The organism is Chryseobacterium sp. S90 (assembly GCF_047444895.1).
In the GTDB taxonomy this organism is placed as follows: domain Bacteria; phylum Bacteroidota; class Bacteroidia; order Flavobacteriales; family Weeksellaceae; genus Chryseobacterium.
Window position 1 is genome coordinate 988408 of the sequence record NZ_JBLGCX010000001.1, and the last position, 20569, is coordinate 1008976.

The 20569-nt window shown below is 37.7% G+C and carries 21 protein-coding genes, 1 tRNA gene and 1 pseudogene; 9 read left to right on the forward strand and 14 right to left on the reverse strand.

From position 1 onward, the window contains the following. Window positions 1-3: 3 nt before the first annotated feature. The 8 genes from moaA to ACLMCG_RS04630 all read right to left on the reverse strand — a co-directional run bounded on the left by moaA (window position 4) and on the right by ACLMCG_RS04630 (window position 7464). Window positions 4-1008, reverse strand: coding sequence for a GTP 3',8-cyclase MoaA (gene moaA / locus ACLMCG_RS04595; protein ID WP_413958970.1), 1005 nt, complete (start codon window positions 1006-1008; stop codon window positions 4-6). Further along, window positions 986-1267, reverse strand: coding sequence for a DUF6755 family protein (locus tag ACLMCG_RS04600; protein ID WP_223599091.1), 282 nt, complete (start codon window positions 1265-1267; stop codon window positions 986-988). Before ACLMCG_RS04600 ends, moaA begins: the two co-directional genes overlap by 23 nt. Before the next feature lie 22 nt (window positions 1268-1289). Beyond that, complete coding sequence (locus tag ACLMCG_RS04605; RefSeq protein WP_223599092.1) at window positions 1290-1811, reverse strand: ubiquinol-cytochrome c reductase iron-sulfur subunit; 522 nt, start codon at window positions 1809-1811, stop codon at window positions 1290-1292. A gap of 11 nt (window positions 1812-1822) precedes the next feature. Continuing rightward, a complete protein-coding gene (locus ACLMCG_RS04610; RefSeq protein WP_149832750.1) occupies window positions 1823-2398 on the reverse strand; it encodes a 4Fe-4S dicluster domain-containing protein in 576 nt (191 codons plus the stop codon). An 11-nt stretch (window positions 2399-2409) separates the two neighbouring features. Then, window positions 2410-4641 carry a molybdopterin oxidoreductase family protein gene (locus ACLMCG_RS04615; protein WP_413958971.1) on the reverse strand — a complete coding sequence of 744 codons (2232 nt, stop codon included), beginning with the start codon at window positions 4639-4641 and terminating at the stop codon, window positions 2410-2412. A gap of 11 nt (window positions 4642-4652) precedes the next feature. Further along, the gene (locus tag ACLMCG_RS04620; RefSeq protein ID WP_413958972.1) at window positions 4653-5708 is read right to left on the reverse strand and encodes an MFS transporter; all 1056 of its coding nucleotides are present in this window, start codon (window positions 5706-5708) and stop codon (window positions 4653-4655) included. 430 nt (window positions 5709-6138) lie between these two features. After that, window positions 6139-6822, reverse strand: a complete 684-nt coding sequence (locus tag ACLMCG_RS04625; RefSeq protein ID WP_413958973.1) for an MBL fold metallo-hydrolase — start codon at window positions 6820-6822, stop codon at window positions 6139-6141. 54 nt (window positions 6823-6876) lie between these two features. Next, window positions 6877-7464, reverse strand: coding sequence for a Crp/Fnr family transcriptional regulator (locus tag ACLMCG_RS04630; protein WP_413958974.1), 588 nt, complete (start codon window positions 7462-7464; stop codon window positions 6877-6879). A 304-nt stretch (window positions 7465-7768) separates the two neighbouring features. On the opposite strand from ACLMCG_RS04630, the gene ACLMCG_RS04635 reads away from it, so the two are divergent. Next, window positions 7769-7930: a hypothetical protein gene (locus ACLMCG_RS04635; RefSeq protein ID WP_223599098.1), complete on the forward strand. Its 162-nt coding sequence runs from the start codon at window positions 7769-7771 to the stop codon at window positions 7928-7930. A gap of 290 nt (window positions 7931-8220) precedes the next feature. On the opposite strand, the gene ACLMCG_RS04640 is transcribed toward ACLMCG_RS04635, so the two are convergent. Next, a tRNA-Lys gene (locus ACLMCG_RS04640) sits at window positions 8221-8293 on the reverse strand. Window positions 8294-8577: 284 nt separating this feature from the next. On the opposite strand from ACLMCG_RS04640, the gene ACLMCG_RS04645 reads away from it, so the two are divergent. Together ACLMCG_RS04645 and ACLMCG_RS04650 are read left to right on the forward strand one after the other, a co-directional pair. After that, window positions 8578-9033, forward strand: coding sequence for a MarR family winged helix-turn-helix transcriptional regulator (locus ACLMCG_RS04645; RefSeq protein ID WP_413958975.1), 456 nt, complete (start codon window positions 8578-8580; stop codon window positions 9031-9033). A gap of 14 nt (window positions 9034-9047) precedes the next feature. Next, complete coding sequence (locus ACLMCG_RS04650) at window positions 9048-9551, forward strand: transposase (protein ID WP_413958976.1); 504 nt, start codon at window positions 9048-9050, stop codon at window positions 9549-9551. 60 nt (window positions 9552-9611) lie between these two features. Here ACLMCG_RS04650 and ACLMCG_RS04655 read toward each other — a convergent pair whose 3' ends face one another. From ACLMCG_RS04655 to ACLMCG_RS04675, 5 genes are all read right to left on the reverse strand, one after another. Next, window positions 9612-10250 (reverse strand): DJ-1/PfpI family protein, encoded by a 639-nt coding sequence (locus ACLMCG_RS04655; RefSeq protein ID WP_413958977.1) that lies wholly within the window; start codon window positions 10248-10250, stop codon window positions 9612-9614. 101 nt (window positions 10251-10351) lie between these two features. Next, window positions 10352-11353: a GlxA family transcriptional regulator gene (locus tag ACLMCG_RS04660; protein WP_413958978.1), complete on the reverse strand. Its 1002-nt coding sequence runs from the start codon at window positions 11351-11353 to the stop codon at window positions 10352-10354. A gap of 184 nt (window positions 11354-11537) precedes the next feature. Next, a complete protein-coding gene (locus ACLMCG_RS04665) occupies window positions 11538-13130 on the reverse strand; it encodes a beta-carotene 15,15'-monooxygenase (RefSeq protein WP_413958979.1) in 1593 nt (530 codons plus the stop codon). Beyond that, window positions 13123-14187, reverse strand: coding sequence for an HlyD family secretion protein (locus ACLMCG_RS04670; RefSeq protein ID WP_413958980.1), 1065 nt, complete (start codon window positions 14185-14187; stop codon window positions 13123-13125). The genes ACLMCG_RS04665 and ACLMCG_RS04670 overlap by 8 nt, the downstream gene beginning before the upstream one ends. Window positions 14188-14191: 4 nt before the next feature. Next, complete coding sequence (locus ACLMCG_RS04675) at window positions 14192-15514, reverse strand: TolC family protein (protein ID WP_413958981.1); 1323 nt, start codon at window positions 15512-15514, stop codon at window positions 14192-14194. Between the two features lie 131 nt (window positions 15515-15645). Between ACLMCG_RS04675 and ACLMCG_RS04680 the strand changes: the two genes are divergently transcribed. The 6 genes and pseudogenes from ACLMCG_RS04680 to ACLMCG_RS04705 all read left to right on the forward strand — a co-directional run bounded on the left by ACLMCG_RS04680 (window position 15646) and on the right by ACLMCG_RS04705 (window position 20564). After that, window positions 15646-16458, forward strand: a complete 813-nt coding sequence (locus ACLMCG_RS04680) for a helix-turn-helix domain-containing protein (protein ID WP_413958982.1) — start codon at window positions 15646-15648, stop codon at window positions 16456-16458. Window positions 16459-16561: 103 nt separating this feature from the next. After that, on the forward strand, window positions 16562-16993 hold the full coding sequence (locus ACLMCG_RS04685) for an Rrf2 family transcriptional regulator (RefSeq protein ID WP_309435059.1): 432 nt from the start codon (window positions 16562-16564) through the stop codon (window positions 16991-16993). 86 nt (window positions 16994-17079) lie between these two features. After that, entirely contained in the window at window positions 17080-17856 is a 777-nt protein-coding gene (locus ACLMCG_RS04690) for a methyltransferase domain-containing protein (protein ID WP_413958983.1), read from the forward strand. A gap of 293 nt (window positions 17857-18149) precedes the next feature. Further along, window positions 18150-18602, forward strand: coding sequence for a hypothetical protein (locus ACLMCG_RS04695; RefSeq protein WP_413958984.1), 453 nt, complete (start codon window positions 18150-18152; stop codon window positions 18600-18602). Between the two features lie 57 nt (window positions 18603-18659). Beyond that, window positions 18660-19694 (forward strand): annotated as a pseudogene (gene nirK / locus ACLMCG_RS04700) (copper-containing nitrite reductase); the annotation flags it as partial. A 39-nt stretch (window positions 19695-19733) separates the two neighbouring features. Beyond that, window positions 19734-20564 (forward strand): formylglycine-generating enzyme family protein, encoded by an 831-nt coding sequence (locus ACLMCG_RS04705; RefSeq protein WP_413958985.1) that lies wholly within the window; start codon window positions 19734-19736, stop codon window positions 20562-20564. Window positions 20565-20569 lie beyond the last annotated feature (5 nt).

Here is a 20569-nt window from a genome sequence, read left to right on the forward strand (position 1 = left end):
ATTTTATCCACCTATTTTGATCATACTCCGGTTAATCATTGATTGGTTCCTGACACTTTCCATTTCAGAAAATTGTCCGCCTTTTTCTTTGTGTTTTTTGACCATACTGAGTTGCATGAGTTCTGTTATTTCTTTTTTATTTCTTAAAGCTTTAAGTAAATCAAACTCATCGGCACCGAAAAGGCAGTTTTTCATTTTTCCATCGGAAGTTATTCTGATCCGGTTACACCCTGCACAAAATGAATTGCTCATGGTAGAAATCAAACCAAAAACACCTTTACTTTCTTTATTGACTCTATATTTTCTGGAAGTATCATTTTTATGATCTTCTATTTTTTCATACATGAAATGCTGAGAAATCAGACTGAGCATCTCCGCAATGGGAATAACTTTTTTCTTTTCCCATGAATTTCCGCTGAAGGGCATAAATTCTATAAACCTCAGCTCAATCGGGTAATGATGTGATAAGGCAATGAATTCAGAAATTTCATCTTCATTGAAACCCCGCATGATGACCACATTCAGCTTAACATTAAATCCTCTTTTGATACTTTCTTTGATATTCTCCCGTACTTTTTGAAACAGATCTCTTTTGGTAATATATTTGAACTTATCCCGATCTAAAGAATCAATACTGATATTGAGGTTTTTAACACCACATTCCTGAAATAATTCAAAATATTTGTGAAGCAAAACACCATTGGTTGTTATTCCAATACTTGTCCCTAATGTTGAAATCTGGCGGATAATTGTTTCAAAATCATTTCTTACCAACGGTTCTCCACCTGTAATCCGGATTTTATTGATGTTAAATTCATCAACAAAAATTTTTGCAATTTCAAAGATCTCCTCACTTGTCATCAACTCAATGGATGGTGTACTTTTAAAAGGTTCATCCGGCATACAGTACAGACATCTGAAGTTACAGCTATCGGTAATCGAAAGTCTTAGATAATCATGTTTTCTGCCAAAAGAATCAAGCAGATCAGTAGGCATGGTCATTCTCATCTTCCTGTTTTTTATTTTGACCTGTCGGGATATCGGGTACGTATCTTAAAAAGAAAACTGTACATAGAAATATGATGACTGAAGCAATGGCTGAATAGGTTGAAAAGTCCAGATGCTCTTTGTCTAAAGCTTTATTGATGGTTCCAAACAGAAGCCACATCTGCAGACTTACCAGTAAAATATAAATACTGATAATGGCTACAAGCATTTCATTGACTCTGAAGGTTACTTTTTTTATGGGTTTCTTTCGTACTGACATCTTTATTTATTTTGGGGTGAATCTATCCGTGAGATTCTGCGGTTTGTTTTACGAAATCTGTTACGAATATTTTATCTTCTTTGATGACAACTGTAAGCTGCGGGAGTGGTCTGGGTGGAGGTCCTTGTATAACAGAACCATCCTCTGGATTGAAAAAGCCGTGGTGGCAAGGACATTCTATGACTTTTTCATTATGATTGTATAAAACGGAACAGGAAAGGTGGGTGCATTTCTGCTCGAAGACTTTCCATTTATCTTCTGCCAGACGAATCAGCATATAAGGTGTTCTATGGTCTTCATTGATATAAAATGTCCGCATTCCACCTACATTGAGATCTGTAGTTAATCCAACGAAATATTGCCCTATTTCCTTTTCTTCTTTAAAAAAATTGAATGCAGGAATTGCAACATTGGCCAAAGCTAAAGTCCCTGAGAAAAAGGTAATCAATTTGATGAATTCTTTTCGGGAAACGTAGGCTGCTTCACGCTTTTTAGTCGGAAAATCTGCTTTCCAGGCGGGTATTTTTTTATTATCTTCTGACATTGTAATTAGTTTTAAAAGACTTTTAATTCTTCACTGCCTTTCGGCATCATTATATTTACTTTTGTGTTCACTATTTCTTTTCCGAAAATAAAGCGGTTTACCGGTGTACTGTTGGGTCTTTTTTTAGCTACGTTTTCTCTGGTATCAAAGGTTAATGCTCCACTCGGGCAAACCGTCGCACACATAGGCTTCAGCCCTGTACTGGTTCTGTCGTAGCACATGTTGCATTTCATCATCAGCATTGCGCTCTGATCCGGAATTTGCGGAACTCCGAACGGGCAGCCGATAACACAGTTGGCACAACCGATACATTTGGAAGTATCTGCAGTGTGAACGATTCCGTATTCATCTTTTGTGATGGCATCTGCCGGACAAACATTGGCACATATAGGGTCTTCACAGTGCATACATACCTGAACGGTAGTCTGAATCGTTTCTGCTCTGTCCACATAATGAATATGAATCATTGAGGTTTCTCCATTGGTTTCGCACTCTGCACAAGCCATCTCACACGAGTGACAGCCTATACATCGCTGCATGTCAACGAAAAACTCCATATCATTAAATCTTTCAAATTGCTCTGCCATAATTTCTTTACTTAATATTGAATGTCTCTGCTTTGATTGGCAAATTCTTTTGAATGCTCTCCTTTTTTCCTTCCTGTTTTTTCTATTTTGCAGGCACAGACCTTAAACTCGGGAATTTTTGAAACAGGATCCAAAGCATCAATGGTTAATTGATTGGCTGAGTTTACACCACCCCAATGGTAAGGGATAAATACCGTGTCCTGTCTGATTGTTTCCACCACATTTGCAGGGAACAAAGCACTTCCTCTTCGGGTAGAAACTTTGATCAGATCATTTTCTTCAATACCATATTTAGCTGCAAGATTTGGGTGAATTTCCAATAAAGGTTCCGGATACAGGTCTACCAATTTTCCAATTCTTCTCGTTTGTGAACCACTTAAATATTGGCTTACCACTCTTCCTGTAGTTAAAACAATCGGATACTCTTCATCCGGCTCTTCGGTTGGTTTTTTGTAAGGAGTAGGATTGAAATGTGCTTTTTTATCGTTGGTATTAAACTGTCTGTCTTCCCAAAGTCTTGGTGTTCCCGGATGATCTTCAGTGGGACAAGGCCAGAAAATGCCTAAATTCTTTTCTACTCTTTCGTAGGTAATACCGTAATAATCTGCGGCACTGCCTTTTGATGCTATTCTTAATTCATTAAAAGTTTCCTCGCTATTTTTATAATTGAATTTATCTCCTTCGCCTAATCTTCTTGCCAGTTCCATCAGGATTTCACTATCTTTTTTAGCTTTCCCAGGCGGATCTACTACAGCCCGGATTCTTATTACCCTACCTTCGGCGGATGTGGTTGTCCCTTCTTCTTCTTCCTGCAATGAGCCTGCAAGAATGATGTTGGCATGGCGCAGGGTTTCGGATAAAAAGAAATCAATTCCGGCATAAAATTCCAGTTTTTCTAATGCTGCACGAACATTGTTATTATTGGGTAAGGAAACCAGCGGGTTAAAACAAATTGATAAAAGTCCTTTGATCTCACCGCGGTTGATGGCTTCGATAATCTCGTAAGCACTCAATCCTTTTCGCGGCATATGTTCTTCTTTGATTCCCCATATATCGGCTACAAATTTTCGGTGTTCCGGGTTTTCAATATCTCTGTTTCCGGGAAGCTGATCGCATTTGTGACCATGTTCTCTTCCTCCTTGTCCGTTTCCCTGTCCGGTAATTGTTCCGTAACCGCAATATGGTTTACCGATTCTGCCTGTTGCCAGAACTAAATTGATGCAGCTTGAAACATTCTGAACTCCTTTGGAATGGTGTTCTATTCCACGGGCATGCATCAGGAAGCTGGTTTTTGCTTTCCCCCACATTTCTGCGGCTTTAAAAATCAATTCTTTTGGAATTCCTGTTACGGCTTCACCCCATTCTAATGTACATTCTTTTACTGCCTCGGCGGTTTCTTCAAATCCTGAAGTATAATTGTTAATGAAATCATTATCCAGCCAATTATTATCAATCAGAACTTTAAGCATCGTATTCGTTAATGCAGAATCAGTTCCCGGTCTAAGGGGCAAATGAATATCAGCAGTTCTTGCAATAGGAATCTGACGTGGATCAATCACAATTAATTTCGCACCATTATCTCGGGCTTCCCAAATTTTGTGTGTAAGAACCGGAAAACATTCACTTACATTGGCTCCGGTAATGAGAATGACTTCTGCATGTGCTAAATCTGCCCAACTGTTAGATGAACGATCCATCCCGAATGCTTTTTTATTTCCTGCACCAGCACTTACCATACAAAGACGGCCGTTGTAATCAAGATTAGCAGTTTTTAAGGCAACACGGGCGAATTTCCCGACCATATAACTTTTTTCGTTGGTCAGCGAAACACCGGAAAGCATTGCAAAAGCGTTTTTACCATATTGATCCTGTATTCTTCTGATTTCTTTAATGACCGCATCGTATGCCTCATCCCATTCTATAGGTACAAACCCTTTTCCTTCTACTCTTTTATAGGGTGAAAGTAAGCGATCCGGATGGTTGTCCTGCATATACCTCTGAACACCTTTCGGACATAATCTTCCTTCATTAAATGGGAAATCGTTCCAGGGCTCAAAACCTACCACTTTTTTGTCTTTTACTTTTAATTGAATTCCACACTGCAGACCACAAAAGCAGCAATGTGTTTTTATTAAGGCATCCGGATTTTGAGGATTAGATCTTACTGTTCCTTTATTCGGATAGTTCTGATGTGGTCCGAATACACTGATGATTTCGTCGGCTGATACGGGTAATTTTGCCATTGTATTTTATTTTAACCAAAATAAGTTCCTGATTCCTGTCTTGCTTTAAGGTGTGCTTTTGCAAGCATTGCTCTTTTCCCTTCCGGGCTATAGTCTAAATAGCTTTTACCGTCTCCACGCTCAAGATCAAATCCCATTTCTTTTGTAATTTCTTTTAAGTCTTCGATGTGCATTTTTGTAGTGTACTCGTCTCCGGTGTGCGGACAAATCTGCATTCCTCTGCGTTTTCCCTCAATTTTATAAATATTGGCTCCTACCTGCGCAGGTCTTTGGAAAATGTGAAAGAACTTCCCAAAAGGAATCCACATCAGAAACAGCGCTACGGTAATGGCATGAGTAATTGCCATAAACTGACTCATCTTCCCTTCCAGAAATGAATAGTCAAACCAAATTCCCAACCCTGTAACAGAAACAGCTACAAGCAATATCAATGGCAGCCAGTCTCTCTCAAACCATTGGGTAGCAATTTGTCCTTCATCTACAAATCTTCTGTGCATCATGATCAGACATCCGATAATCACCATAATTGCAGTCCAGACCAGAATATGAAATAATATGAGGGCCATTATTGTATTGAGTGGGAAAGTCATCACTGTAAAGCCCATCATATGGGTTTCATACATATCGGTAGTTCCTTCCTTTAGGGTAAAATGCATCCACCCGAATGTTAATCCAAATGTTACTGCAAAAGATATAAGACATCCTGTAGCTAAAAGAAAATGCCCAAACCATCTCGCCTTTCCTCTTGGAAGAATAAACCGTTGAAATAAAATATTACGGACGGATAAACGGATCACTTCTTTGATGTATACGGGATAATCTTTACTGAAAATAAATTCCCATGTGCGTTTCCAATATTTCTGTGTTGCCGGACGCTGCTTCCATACAGAATGATGATACACCACTCCAAAAGTCATACTGATTGTTCCGAAGAAATAAATAATTAACGCTGCATCAAAGTTTTGAAGATTAACGGACCCTATTAATGTCATAGCGATGACCACTAAGGTTGCAATAATGGCATTTATGAATGCTTTCCTGTTGATATTTGTAAAAATGCTGAACATCTTTTATGTTTTAATAGTCGCTCTTAAATAATCAGAGATAGACTATATTATTCTTCAGCAAAGATACAGCAACAAAACTTTAAATAAGACAAAATTGTCTTATTTAAAGTTATTCAAAACAAATTATGTAAATTATCGAATATAAAATACTGACAAACAAATTATTAATTCAATTATGATTTACATCATATTGTAATTTATGATGTTTTTTAATAATATTTGATACCTAAGCGCTTAAGTATCTATGAGAATATGAGAAGCCGTTTTGGTAACTTTCAATAGCACACTATGAATCAAAAAACTGGAAATAAAGCTAGGCAATTTTTAAGAAGCAGCTACCTCAAATCTATACAGGACAGTTAAAATTTTCAGAATCCGGAGTCATTGTATTAACTTTCATTTTTAATCATAACTATAATACGATCTATCTTTAAACACCAGCACTACATTTAGCAACAAATTGCTCAAATTTCCGATCTTTATTTTGCAAAACCGGTCCGTGGCCAAAGCAGATAATGGCCGGATTCAGTTCAGCCAATTTCTGGAGCGATTTGATATTGCGCTCCTGATCGGAGGTGAAGATATTTGGCGGAAGCCGCAGCCCGGTCGCTGTTGTAAGCAGATTCATATTTGTGGCTGCATCCCCGATAATCAGTACACCATCCCGCTCACGGAACAAAGAAATATGACCTGCCGAATGTCCTGGTGTTTCTATTACCCGAAAGTTTCCGATCATATCGTTTTCAACGATTGTCTGGGCGACTTTATGCCCCTGACCAGCCCAGTATTTTTGTTGAAGCTTTGCTACCCAATGCTGTGGAGCCGGGTAATCGTTGGTTACCATGCCTGTTTCGGTCCTGAAAACTTCATCGGGATGGCAGAGTAATGATATCGCAAACTCTGCACATATCTGATCGCTACACCCCTGATGGTCTGCATGGGCATGGGTCAGTACATGTTGATAAACAGGGATTTTCCGAAGAGCTTTCTTTATAGTTGTATATGAACTTCGTATTCCGGAATCTATCAATACACCTTCGATAATATAGCAGTTGATACTGTTTCGAGGCATTAGTGAAATCTGGAATACCTCGGGAGCAATTTGACGTAACATAATTTTTTTGTGCAAATCTACATTGCCGGTCAGTACTGCATAAGGACATTTGTCCTATAATATTCCGGGTCTGAGAATCTGCCCCTTCGCCCGTGTAAGAGATCGTTGCGTGATGCCCAGATACGATGCCAGATCCTGTGTGGCTATACGCTGGACAAGCATAGGTTCATTAGATAAGAGATGACAGTATTTATCCAAAGCCGACTTATTATTGTAACTCAGCATATAGCGTTCCTTTTGGTTATACTCCTGCTCCATTACCGATTTAATAACTCCGTTCAAAGCAGCCACCCGATCAATCAGCTGCTGATAATCCGGGTAGTTTATCCTATAGATAACGCTATCTTCTACAGCCCTGATACTCCTTTTGGATTTTTCCTGCGTTACAAACTCTGGAAATGAAGTGACAAATTCATTTTCAAACTTAAAACAGGTTATATTTTCTTTTCCTTCTTTATCGGTAGCATATGCTTTTACAGCGCCACTAACAATAAATCCAATATGACGGCAGATTTCATCTTCACGAATGAAAAAATCACCTTTTTTTAAGTTAATCGGTTGGAAGAACTGCACAGAAAAGTTGATTTCATCAGCTAACAGTCCTCCTGCTGAGGATAGGAAATTTTCAAATACATTAGTCATTTCTCAATCTTTTGCTTTTTATTTTCTTTTTAGCCATCTGTAGATAAATCCAACATCCAAAACTAACAATTATTCTATTATACATTCAAAAAAAGTCAGCTTTTATGCTAAATATATTCAGCAATAGTTTAGACATTACAGAGAAATTCCGTTAGAAGATTTTATGTCAAAGAAAATTATGAAAGTAATCCGGATCTGAAGAAACTGAGCCATATTGGTTTTCATTAAATATCTCAACTATTAATTTTTATTAACCTTACAGTCAATAATTTGTTTTTCTCAAATAAATTCACTATATTGATATATGAAAAAAAATGAACGTCAGGACAATATAACACACGCTGGCAAAATTAACGAGCGAACAAAAGCATTGGAAGTTCTTGAACAAGCAAAAAAAGTACAAGGAAAAATAACATTTCTACGGCAAGGAGCCGGGAGAAACTTTAAACCTAAAAATGAAGAATAAAGAATATTCCTGATTTTAACTGCAATAGAACAAGTAAAGCCAAAAAACTATTTCTAAAGTAAGAAATTTAAGATCAAAAGTATAGAATTTTGAAAATCTGGCTATAATGATCTGTTCAAATGGGTCAGCTAATCAGAATTTACAACTCATCTTTTCCAAAATTTTAGAATGTTTTTGAAACTATAGCACTTGTGCTATAAATAAAGCCCCTACAAAATTATCGATTTTGTAGGGGCTTTATATTTTTTTGATGCTTTTTGAAAATTTTTATTTTCACATCTTAAAGGTAGTGACCCGGCTGGGATTCGAACCCAGGACCCATACATTAAAAGTGTATTGCTCTACCAGCTGAGCTACCGAGTCGGCCACTTACTTTTTCAAGTAAATCCCTTTGTTTAAGGGACTGCAAAGATAGAAAAACAGTCTTAAATTCCAAACTTTTCCGGGATTTTTTATGATAAAATTTACAGCTAAAAAGTCAAACACTTGTTTATAAATTAATTACGTTAATTATTTTTTTTGCTAAAAATTACTGGAATAATGGAAATTGCCAAATGAGCCAGTTTTTTGGGCATAAAAAATATTTTGGTGAATCAAAAATATAACATATCTTAGCAACTAAGATAATTAGTAACTAAATTAAATCGATGACTAAAAATAGTATACAGGATTTTCGCGAAGCCAGCAGATCATATTCTGATGCTTCTATTTTCATGCACGAAGCTATTGCCAGAAAAGCAGGTCTTTCCAGTGCTGACCATAAGTATCTGGGACTAATTCTGAAGTATGAATCTATAACAGCAGGTGAAATTTCAAAGTTAACAGGTCTTACTACCGGTGCTGTGACAGGATTGATAGACAGGTTGGAGAAAAAGGAGCTTCTTAAGAGACAGTTTATCCGTGAAGACCGGAGAAAAGTAATCATCATTCCAAATCTTGAGAACAGCATGAAACTATTGGGTCCTATTTTCGATGAGTTGCAGCAAAAAACGCTTACACTTATTGCTACTTTTTCTCAAAAGGAAATTGAATCCATTGAACGCTATTTCAGAGAGGCAACTATTCTTATGAAAGAAACAGCAGATTATTTAAACACCCCATAAACCATAATAAAACCATGGAAAGTTTAACCGTCACTTCAATTACCCGCGCAGAAATATGGCTTTGCATTACGACATTGCTTTATTTCCTTATGAATGGTGCACAGATTTTCGAAACTCTTGTATTTGTACCTAAATGGGCTTCTTCCCCACCCGAAACATTTAAATTCCTTCAGGATGGAAAAGGAGCAAGTCTGAAATTTTTCTGGATCACCCTTCATTCCCTTCACGAGATCGCTTTCATACTTGCTATTATTTTTTGCTGGAAAATTGATCCGGTAAGGAACTGGCTCTTGGCTTTATTCATCATTCATGCAGCGGTAAGAATCTGGACATTAACCTTTTTTGCACCTAATATTATACAGTTTCAAAACCTGGCAACATCCTCTTCCATTTCAGAAGAAATAATATCCAGGATATCACTTTGGAAAACCCTGAATTATGTGCGGGTAGCTATTTATATTGCCGTTTCAATGGGCTTTATTCCTCTTTGTATCAAGCTGTTCAGCTTCCGTCAATAATTCTAAAAATAATTTTCGCCTGCTTTTACAGTTGGCGAAAATTATTAAATCAAACTATTTTTAATTTGAAACATCAGTTTTATTATTCTGATATTCAAAAATCTTAACGATTGTACCAACAGTTTCCTGCCCCAGATGTTTTCCAATAAGATAGAGAGCAGCATCAATTCCGGCTGTAATTCCAGCAGTAGTAATCAGCTGTTCCTGATCAACATAACGTACATTCCGGAGAACATTGGCTTCCGGATTATATTGCTCTAAAGCATCCAGCAGCATACTATGAGTTGTGATATCGTGACCAGCAAGTATGCCCGTCCCGGATAACAGCATGCTTCCTGTACATACTGTAAACACAAAAGTTCCGGCATCATAATGATTTTTAATCCATTTCAGAACAGTTCCCTGAAAATCCTTATCCTGAATATATTTCATAATATGGTCTGGGTTTGCACCGGGAATGACAATCATATCCGGTTTTGGACAAGTTTGCAAGTCATAAGTCGGAATAACAGCCATCGTATTTGCTTCCGTGTATACAGGTTCTTTTGTTTTTCCGACCGTAAAGCAACAGTAGCTATCGGGCTGTATGACATTTGCTTTAACAAAAACATCCAAAGGACCATTTAAATCAAGTACTTCCACCTGATCATAAACTAAAAATGCTATATTCATTGTTTTACTGTTTTGTTTGTGTTTCATAATTCTATTATTTTAAGTTGATTATTTTGGAAATAAGGACATAGTTCTTCCTTACTGACAATTGATTATCATCAGTTTTTACAGTAAAGAAAGAAAAATGATTATTCTGTACGCTTAAATGTTTTCCGGTATTGCGCCGGGGTAAGAGAAATATTTTTAAGGAATAAACGACGCAGCGAAACAACACTGCCAAAGCCGCATTTATCAGCTATTATCTCTATACTCATATTGGTATATTCAAGCATATTTCTGGCCTGATCCAACCTCATCTTTTCAATGAATCTGCCAGGAGTTATTCCTGATTCTTTTACAAATACCCTCGAAAAGTTACGCGCACTCATATTCAGAGATTCAGCAATATATTCTACTGTTACCGTCTCTCCCAGCTTGTCTTTCAACAGATCCCGAACTTGTTTTGTAAAAGGAGACATGGTTTCATATTCCGGCAATGCGTTTCCAAACTGAGACTGCATTCCGGGTCTTTTTAAATGCAGAACGAGGTGACAGGCGACTTCCGCTGCCAAAGCTTTACCAAAATCCTCTTCCAAAAGTGCCAATGCCAGATCCATACCTGAAGAAACACCTCCTGAAGTATAGATGGGTTTGTCACAAATAAAAAATGGATTAACATTAACCTCCACCTTTGGGTAAGATTTCTGCAGTTCATCAGCAAATTTCCAGTGGGTAGTCACTTGCCGGCCATCCAGCAGACCCGCTTTGGCAAGAACAAATGCACCTACACATACCGATCCCATCCGCCTTACTTGTGGTGTTATATTTTGAAGATAGTGATAAACATCGGGACTGATTTCATCCAGTACACTTAAAGCGGTACCAGCCACGAGTAAAGTATCTACAGAAAAATCAATATCATAAATGGTATGATTACACGATAGCGGCATTCCCGAACCGGAATAGATTATTTTTTCTGATGTTCCGGATATCAGATGAACATGATAACCGGAATCCTGTCTTTCGTTATTCAAAAAACGGTTTGCTGACGTAAAAACATCCCACGGTCCGGCAATATCAAGCAGCTGTACCTGTGGCAGTGCCAAAAGCACGATGTTTTTCTTCCCGGTATGTTGTACTTCTTTCTTCATATGTCGTTCTGTATGAGTACAAATGTAGAGAGAAAGCGGCTTGTCTGCAATGACAAAAAACATACAGTTCCGGCCAAAATATTTCTTTTCTGTCATAACAAAAGAGACTGCCTTATCAGACAGTCTCAGCACTCTACTATAAAATTAGCTTAACAAGCTATACTTTTAAATATTAAAATTTCACCTAAGCTGGTGATAGTCTTCGGGATTTCAAATAAAGAGCAGTACGGCTCAGATAAGGGAAAAGAAAAATTAATAACAGTGAAGCTGCAAGAAGCCATACCATCATTTCATAATAATCCATAGCAAAACGGACATGATTCTGAACGTTCATTCTTCCCACCAACAATTTATTGGCTGCTTTTACCGCCTTTTCTTCAGGCATTCCTCTGGAAATAAGTTTAGCAGTCTGCTGATGAAGAAAATTTTTGACTGCCGGATCCACAGCACTTAAATGATCCTGAAAAGCATTATAATGACGGCTTTTTTCAAACAATTCAAAAAAATTGATCAGCGCTATACTGATACAAAACCCCAAATATCTGACTGCCAAAGCTGTTGCAGCAGCTGAGGGACCAATAACAGCGGGAACTGACGAAATGATAAAAATAATCGTCGGAACCATAATCAAACCTACTCCCAATCCCTGAAGGAACAAGGGAATATAATAATTAAACTCATCGGCCTGAACGTCAAAAGAATAATACATTAACCCATGAAAGATCAACAGCATTAAAAATCCTGAGCCCCAGATATACCTTATATTTTTCTTTTGTAATACCATGCAACAGGCAATAATTACCCCGGCCACCAACCCTGCAAGATTGAAGATATTTATGTAGGAAATATGAAACGGATCCAAATGCAGCTCCGCAGCAAAATAATTGTTGACAATCCCTGATGCAAACCGGCAGATATACATTACAAAAAGGATCAGCAATCCTACTTTAAAGTTTCTGTATTTAAAAATCCTCAGGTCAATATATGGTCTTTTGATGGCCTGCTGCCGGAAAATGTATATTCCTCCCAAAACAACAATTCCTATGACACTTCCCAAAATCCGGTTATCCTCCAGCCAGTAATATTCCTGTCCAAAAATGGTAATGTACCCCATCAGTACCAGAATAGTACTGAAAAGTCCAAAGCTCTGCCAATCGAGCTTATACAGATGAAATCTCGCATGAGTTCTGTAATTGCTCATAGCAAGAGTGAGAAAAATAAGTCCCGGCAGATAAGAGAATATCGCTGTTTTATAGACAATATTAAAGTTATAGGAATCAATAAGATCTGCAGTGATCAGATTATTAAACGGCAGCGCACAGATCAGAATTCCGAAGAATACCGAAAAACTGATCTCCCTTCCCCTTTCACTGCTCAGCCTCGTAAAAATAAGAGTAAGTGAAAGGTTCACGTTTCCTGCAAATAACATTCCCTGCATAAAACGTACTGGAAACAGGATGTAAATTTCCTTGGTAAAATAACACGCCAGACAAGCTAAAATCTGCAGCGTGGTAAACAGAAGAAAATATTCCTTTGCTGCCAGAAAGCTGAAAAACCTTCTTTCCAGACTGTAAAATCCTACATATCCTGCATAGAAAAGCGCTACAGAAAACTGAATATCCGCAGGTTCACATCCATAATATCCCGCTGCAGCATTCACATTAGCCAAAGGAAGAAAAAATATAATGATCCCCGGAAGAGTCATCGAAAAGAGAATGATCTTGATCAGCCATTCCGGTGCCCATCTTTTGAAAAAAGGCATTTGTCTTTTAGCCATTAGAATGTTTTTTGTCGGCATATACATTCACGTTCATTCCTACTTTCAGGACCTCAATATCTTTTCTTATTCCATCTACTTTTATTCTCACAGGAATACGCTGAACAATCTTCACATAGTTCCCGGTAGAATTATCCGGAGGCAGCAATGAAAAACTTGATCCGGTTGCCGGAGAAAGTGAAATAATCGTTCCTTTAAATTCCCTGTCAGGATAAGAATCTGCTACAATTTTCACATGATCCCCGATATGCATATCCCTGATCTGTGTTTCTTTATAATTGGCAACCACCCACTTATCTGTTTCATTATTGACAATAAATGCCAGCGTTTCTCCGGCATCAATCATCTGCCCTACTTCCACGGTTCTACGTCCCATTCTTCCGTCATAAGCTGCAGTAACTGCCGTATAGCTTACATCCAGTTTGTGGCGGTCCAATAGTGCTTCCAGTCTTGCAATCTCTGCCAGAACAACTGTCTTTTCTGCCTGAATATCATCTATTTTTGATCGTGAAGCAGCGTAATTATCCTGCGAAGATTTGTAATCGCTTTCATTGACGTCCAACATTGCTTTTACATCTTCAAGCCTTTGTTTTGTGGCAGATTCTTCATCATATAATTTTTTATATCTGTCATAATCAAGTTTCTGCTTCCATACTTTTGCTTTATTGGCATCTATCTGGGCCATTGCTGCGGCAGCTTCTTTTTCTGTGGTACCGGTATTGCTTTCCAGTACTTTCAGCTGGGCACGGGCTTTCTGGAGAGCTGCCTGCGTCTGTTTCTGCTGAAGAATATATTCGCGGTTATCTATAATCAGAAGCGTATCCCCTTTTTTAACTTCCTGGTTTTCTTCAAATTTCACGGCCACAATGAATCCTCCGGCTCTTGAAATAATAGGGTTCACATATTCCTGAACCTGTGCATCATTGGTCTGTTCATATGCATAATAGTTCTTTAGGGTAAAACCGCCCCATACAGCAAGTGCAGCAACAATTAAAACTGAAATCCATCCTGTGATCTTTGTGATCAGCCTGTCGGTGGGAGTATATTTTTTTTTCATGGTATTATAAAACGCCTGTAATGTTTTGTAGTAAATAATAATTGTTCTGTGCCATAATCTTTGCCGCTTCCAGTTCAAATTTTGTCTGAAGAAGCTGTATATCTGCATCCAGCAATTCTGTAATAAGAGAAGTCTGACTGAAATAGGTATTTTTAATGATACGTGCATTCTCTTTAGCCTGAGTGACATTGGCTTCTGCTACCTTTATCTGCTCAAGGGCTTCCTGATATCTCAGATAGGCCTCTTTCACCTGCTGTCTTACTTTATCCTCTGTATCCTTGTGTGCCTCCTCTTCTTTTTCAAATTCCAGCTGTGCGGCTTTTACTTTATGGGTATTATGGTAAAGGGAAGAAATGGAAAAAGACGCCTTGATTCCTACTATTCCCAATGAATACCAATAAGGATTGTAGGGATAGAGAAAAATCTGCGGATTGGCATAATAAAATTCACCATACATTCCGATTTTAGGTCTTACGTTGGCTTTTACCTGCTTCAGTTTGAGTTTACTCAGCGCTGTCTGCTGTTCAGAGACATGATAACTGAAAGAATGATCCAGTGCCAGCTTCAAGTAGTCGCTGTAAGAGGTATTTTCATCCCATTGATTAAATGGTGCTTCAGGAATGACAGTCTGCTCATCAGGAATACCCAGGATAATGTTCAGTTTTTGTGTAGCAATGAGAATATCATTTTCTATAGTCACCAATGCCATCTTCCGCTTCGAAAGTTCAAGTTCAATCCTTAAAACATCACTTTTTAAAACAACCCCGTTTTTATAAAGGGCCTGAATTTCTTTAAGCTGTGTTTTCTGATCGGCAATATCCTGCTGAATAAGGTTTCTGAAAATTAAAGTTTTTTGAAGCTCAAGATAAAGCGCTGCCGTTTTGTAATGAATATCAGAAACAGCCTGGTCTTTCTGGATATCCGTAATTTTCTGAAGGGTCTGATTTTCCTTAATCTTAAGATTCAACTTATTTCCGTTATAAATGTTCAGATAAAAATCTGCTCCTGCCCGGTAAAGAGTATGAATAACTTCATGCTGGGTCGGTTTGGAAAAGATTCCGTTTTCATAGATGGGAATATTGGATGCTTTTTCTGCAGAGCCTTTAACTTCTATTTCCGGAAGCCGTTCTCTTTTCGCATCTTTTACTTCAGCTTCCGCAATGTCTGTATTGATGGTATTGATTCTGATATGGCGGCTGTTTTCTTCAGCTTTCTGCCACGCATCTTTTAAGGAAAGTCGTATAGTATCCTTAGTTGGACTACCTGTCTGAGCTGATATTGTACAGGAAATTCCCAGCATCAGCAATCCGGCGACATAAATTTTCATTTGAATTTTTGAATTATTGCACTGCAAATTTATCCTCAATCCTGAAATTATATTTATCTAAAATAGTCAACTTTTACATGATTCCGGCCAAATGATTATATTTGCATTTTTACTGGTATTTTATATTTTTTATGGGATTAATTGCTGCACTTCCAGATATTGATAAAGACGATAAAAGTGTATTTGTTATGCACGAAAAATCGGAAAAACTAATTCCTTTCCACAAGCATACAAAAGGACAGCTGAGCTATGTAGAAGGTGGTATTGCCTATATTACGATCAACAATAGAACGTATGTAGTTCCGGCCCGGCATTTTTTCTGGATTCCACAGGGGATGGAACATATTTTAGAGATCGGGCACACCGCCACTGTTCTGCGCTCTCTTTATTTCTATGCCCATGATGATCTCTCAGATCCTTTCTACAGCAGACTGGGAATATATCCGGCATCAGAACTGCTGATCCAGATGATCAAATATACTGAAATATGGGATGAAAAACATGTTACCTCAAAAGACGAAAACTTTGAATTTCTGATAGCTTTAAAAAAGATACTGCCAAAAACCCACCAGCAGCCTTTACCTATTATTCTTCCCGCGACTCACAACAAACAGATGATGAGGATTGTATCTTATCTGGAATGGAATATCGGGGAAAAACTTACTTTGGCAAATGTAAGCAGCAGATTCGGGCTGAGTGAACGCTCCATGTCCCGTCTTTTCAAAGCAGACATGGATATTTCTTTTCTTCAATACCTGAAAACGCTAAGAATTATAAAAGCCATTGAATTACTTTTAAATACGGATAAACCCATCAATGAAATAGCTGATGATGTTGGCTATAGCTCTATCAGCGCTTTTAGTGATACATTTCGTGAATTTACACAATCCAGACCTTCAGACCTTAGAAAGAGTAATAAAAGCACTCAAAATTCCATCGGATAGTCAGCTTTACATATGATGTTCGTCAGCTTTAAGAAAAAATAAAAGAGTAATTTGTCTTTTATTAGAAATTTCTTTCTATCTTTGTCTCATAAAACTCATAAAAATGTTTTCAAAAACCTGTGAATATGCCTTAAGAGCTTTGATCTACATTGCCCAGCAGTCTAAAAATGACAGCAGGGTCGGGATTAAAGACATTTCAAAAAGCATTCATTCGCCGGAACACTTTATCGCCAAAATTTTGCAGGACCTCAGCAGAAAAGGATTTGTACAATCTGCCAAAGGCCCGAATGGAGGTTTTTATATGGATCAGAAAAACCTGAATACTTCCATTGCTGATATTGTAAGGGAAATTGATGGTGATAAACTTTTTTCCGGTTGTGGACTAGGCTTGGATCAATGTTCAGAAACGCACCCCTGCCCTTTACATGAGCAGTTTAAAAGTATAAGACAAGATCTCCGTATCATGCTTGAAACCTCAAAAATTCAAAATTTCGTTGACAATCTGGATTTAAAACTAACCCATTTGAAGGTGTAAAAAAATTTAAACAAATAAAAGATAAAAAGGTATTTATATATTAATAAATCCAAAAAAATTACTCATCTCATAAACCTATTAATCTAATGCATACAAAAAATATTGAAAAAATGTCCGGACACTGGTTACTGGCTAAAATCGGTAAAAAAGTGTTACGCCCCGGAGGTCTTGCACTTACCCAAAAGATGCTATCAATGCTGGACATCAACTCTACTGATGCTATGGTGGAGTTTGCTCCCGGTCTTGGTTTTACCGCACACATGACATTGGAGAAAAAGCCTGGCTCTTACATAGGAATTGATGCTGAACAAAATGCCGTAGAGTATCTTAACAAAAAATTTCGGGGAACATCAGCCTTATTTAAACTGGGAAATGCTGCGGAAAGTTTTTTACCGGAACAATCAGCCAGTAAAGTATATGGTGAAGCTATGCTGAGTATGCATGCAGATCACCGGAAAGCAGAAATTATTCAGGAAGCCTACAGAATATTGAAGCCTCAGGGATATTATGCAATTCATGAACTGGCTTTAAAACCTGATAATCTCGACAGTAATGTAAAACTGCATATTCAGAAGGAACTGGCTTTGGCTATCAAGGTCAATGCACGCCCGTTAACCGTTTTTGAGTGGGCTGGATTATTGGAAAAAGAAGGATTTAAAGTCTTAAAAGTAGAAACCGCACCGATGCATCTTCTGGAACCTCAAAGAGTTATTGATGATGAAGGGATTTCCGGGGCCGTTAAAATCGCTAAAAACATATTACTGAATCCTTCCATCAGAAAGAGAGTTTTTCAAATGAAAAAAATCTTTAAAAAACATGAAAAAAATATGTGTGCTGTAGTGATTATCGCCAGAAAAGAATAGTAGAAATAAGGTGATAAAAGTCAGAATAAATAAAGGATAAGTTACTGTTTTGTATTGAAAATAGATTTTATATTTGTATAAGAAAATAAGAAAAGAAGAAGAAAGTACCTTTCAAAAACCGCTAAGATCCCCGAATCATTTGCAGTTCAGGAATGAATAAATCCCTGTTTATGCTATGTAAATCAATCTAAATTTTAAAATTCAAAAACCTGAATATTTATTGATAGTTTAAAGAAACTCATTCAAAAAAATTATTTAATAAAAGACAAAAAGGTGTTAATATCTAAATAAAGATGAAACTGAATGCTAAAAATCCTCTTGTATTAATGATGCTTTGCCTGATGGCGGGTGTTTTTATCACGGTCAGTTTTCTGGAAACGCCAATGAAGTTTCAGGTTCCGGGAATGACGCTTCCTGTAGCGCTTGAACTGGGAATGATGATGTTTGGAATATCCACTAAAATACAGTGTGTTTTTCTGATCCTTATTATAGCAGGAATGCTAATAAGCAGAAAAAAGTATACGAAAACAGACTTTATATTAATAGCTTTTTTATTAGCAATCCTCCTGTTAGAGAAGTTCTGGATGCTCCCAGTTCTTGATATCCGGGCCCAATTGCTATCAGCCGGAAAACCTGTTCGATCCTCAGAAATGCATAACTATTTCATCTATGCCGAATCTGCCAAAGCAATCATCCTGTGTATAGCCATAGGCTTACAATTTACCAAACAAAAAATGAATACTTAAGCAATTCTATACAATGCTTACTCCAGCAGAAAAATTTAAATTCTTAATTCCCTTATTATGAAAAAAACGATCGTACTCACCACAGCATTATGCACAGTGATGATATTGAATGCCTGCAAACAAAGCACTTCGTCAGATACAATGAATGGTGCCAATACAGAGAATATCAAAACGGATGGCACAAGCGAAGAATTAAAAATGCCAGCTCCACCCAATGTTCCGGCTCCAGTGGGAAACCGTGCTGCTAAAAAAATTATTGTAAAACTGGAAACGATAGAGAAAACAGGAGAACTGGCAGATGGAACACAGTATAATTTCTGGACTTTCAACGGAACGGTTCCCGGAAGCTTTATCCGGGCAAGAGTTGGAGATGATATTGAACTTCATCTTAAAAACCATGAAAATAATACCTTTCCGCATAATATTGACCTTCATGCAGTAAACGGACCTGGCGGTGGTGCTGAAGCTACTTTTGTAGCTCCCGGTAAAGAAGCAACTTTTACTTTCAAAGCACTCAACCCCGGATTATATGTCTACCATTGTGCAACAGCACCTGTAGGAATGCATATTGCCAACGGAATGTACGGTCTTATCCTTATAGAGCCTGAAGGCGGTCTTCCAAAAGTAGACAAAGAATTCTACATCATGCAGGGAGACTTTTATACTAAAGGAAAATTCGGAGACAAAGGATTGCAGGAGTTTGACATGGACAAAGCGATTGCCGAACATCCCGAATATGTAGTCTTCAACGGAAATACAGCATCTCTTTTAGGGGATAAAGAACTTCAGGTAAAAACAGGGGAAACAGTAAGATTCTTTGTTGGGAATGGCGGTCCGAACCTGACCTCTTCTTTCCATATTATTGGTGAAATCTTTGATAAAGTATACATCGAAGGAGGCAGCAAAATAAATGACAATGTACAGACAACGGTAGTTCCTCCCGGAGGAGCGTCTATCGTAGAGTTTAAAGCAACAGTTCCCGGAGAATATGTGATTGTAGATCACGCGATTTTCAGGGCATTCAACAAAGGTGCTTTAGGTAAGATTAAAGTAACAGGACCAGAAAATCCGGCAGTATATAAAAAGAATCAGTAATGAATTAAGGTTCATTGGGATTTCAAAAGAGAAACAATGAGAGCTTTTGCAGTTATAGTAGGTCTGGCAGTATGTTCACTAATGACATGCTGTTCTGAACAGACGAAAAGTCCGAAGATAAAAATTCCAGCTCAACATCATTTAAACCTGGTTGTAAGTCAGAAAAAAATGATTGAAATACCGGGAGGAACGTATAAGGCATTCATCGGAAAAGATTCGGGAAGGATTGTACGGGTACAGACTTTTTATCTGGATGACAGCCCTGTTACGAATCGGGAATATCTTGAATTTCTTAAAGCAAATCCTCAATGGACAAGAAGTAAAATACTAAAACTTTATGCAGACAGTAATTATCTGAAACATTGGAAAAGTGACTACGAAATCCCGGCAGGAATAAGTCCGGAAGCACCCGTTACCAATATTTCATGGTTTGCAGCTGAAGCGTATGCAAAAAGTACAGGAAAAAGACTTCCGGCAATCGACGAATGGGAATATGCAGCACTGGCAGATCAACAATCTCCGGATGCCTCCAAAGATCCCGCTTTTACGGATTATATTCTTAAAGCGTATCAAAAAAAGGATAAAAACAAACAACCAATAAAACAAGAACTACCCAATTATTACGGAATCTATAACATGTATGGAATGGTTTGGGAATGGACTTATGATTTCAATTCAGTGATGATGAGCGGTGAATCCAGAAAAGATAATACCGTGAATGACAACCTTTTCTGTGCCGGAGCAGCAGTAACCTCTTCTGACTTAAGAAATTACGCAGCTTTTATCCGGTACGCATTAAGAGGAAGTATAAAAGCAGATTACTGTCTTAATAATCTCGGATTCAGATGTGCTAAAAACAAAAATTGACCCTT

Bases quoted from the DNA above. Each gene is read 5' to 3' on its own strand.
- ACLMCG_RS04610 (WP_149832750.1), bottom strand. From the start codon at position 2,398: ATGGCAGAGCAATTTGAAAGATTTAATGATATGGAGTTTTTCGTTGAC.
- moaA (WP_413958970.1), bottom strand. From the start codon at position 1,008: ATGAGAATGACCATGCCTACTGATCTGCTTGATTCTTTTGGCAGAAAA.
- ACLMCG_RS04620 (WP_413958972.1), bottom strand. From the start codon at position 5,708: ATGTTCAGCATTTTTACAAATATCAACAGGAAAGCATTCATAAATGCC.
- ACLMCG_RS04605 (WP_223599092.1), bottom strand. From the start codon at position 1,811: ATGTCAGAAGATAATAAAAAAATACCCGCCTGGAAAGCAGATTTTCCG.
- ACLMCG_RS04665 (WP_413958979.1), bottom strand. From the start codon at position 13,130: ATGGCTAAAAGACAAATGCCTTTTTTCAAAAGATGGGCACCGGAATGG.
- ACLMCG_RS04685 (WP_309435059.1), top strand. From the start codon at position 16,562: ATGTTTTCAAAAACCTGTGAATATGCCTTAAGAGCTTTGATCTACATT.
- ACLMCG_RS04690 (WP_413958983.1), top strand. From the start codon at position 17,080: ATGCATACAAAAAATATTGAAAAAATGTCCGGACACTGGTTACTGGCT.
- ACLMCG_RS04695 (WP_413958984.1), top strand. From the start codon at position 18,150: ATGAAACTGAATGCTAAAAATCCTCTTGTATTAATGATGCTTTGCCTG.
- ACLMCG_RS04705 (WP_413958985.1), top strand. From the start codon at position 19,734: ATGAGAGCTTTTGCAGTTATAGTAGGTCTGGCAGTATGTTCACTAATG.
- ACLMCG_RS04600 (WP_223599091.1), bottom strand. From the start codon at position 1,267: ATGTCAGTACGAAAGAAACCCATAAAAAAAGTAACCTTCAGAGTCAAT.
- ACLMCG_RS04675 (WP_413958981.1), bottom strand. From the start codon at position 15,514: ATGAAAATTTATGTCGCCGGATTGCTGATGCTGGGAATTTCCTGTACA.
- ACLMCG_RS04680 (WP_413958982.1), top strand. From the start codon at position 15,646: ATGGGATTAATTGCTGCACTTCCAGATATTGATAAAGACGATAAAAGT.
- ACLMCG_RS04630 (WP_413958974.1), bottom strand. From the start codon at position 7,464: ATGACTAATGTATTTGAAAATTTCCTATCCTCAGCAGGAGGACTGTTA.
- ACLMCG_RS04625 (WP_413958973.1), bottom strand. From the start codon at position 6,822: ATGTTACGTCAAATTGCTCCCGAGGTATTCCAGATTTCACTAATGCCT.
- ACLMCG_RS04660 (WP_413958978.1), bottom strand. From the start codon at position 11,353: ATGAAGAAAGAAGTACAACATACCGGGAAGAAAAACATCGTGCTTTTG.
- ACLMCG_RS04670 (WP_413958980.1), bottom strand. From the start codon at position 14,187: ATGAAAAAAAAATATACTCCCACCGACAGGCTGATCACAAAGATCACA.
- ACLMCG_RS04645 (WP_413958975.1), top strand. From the start codon at position 8,578: ATGACTAAAAATAGTATACAGGATTTTCGCGAAGCCAGCAGATCATAT.
- ACLMCG_RS04635 (WP_223599098.1), top strand. From the start codon at position 7,769: ATGAAAAAAAATGAACGTCAGGACAATATAACACACGCTGGCAAAATT.
- ACLMCG_RS04615 (WP_413958971.1), bottom strand. From the start codon at position 4,641: ATGGCAAAATTACCCGTATCAGCCGACGAAATCATCAGTGTATTCGGA.
- ACLMCG_RS04655 (WP_413958977.1), bottom strand. From the start codon at position 10,250: ATGAAACACAAACAAAACAGTAAAACAATGAATATAGCATTTTTAGTT.
- ACLMCG_RS04650 (WP_413958976.1), top strand. From the start codon at position 9,048: ATGGAAAGTTTAACCGTCACTTCAATTACCCGCGCAGAAATATGGCTT.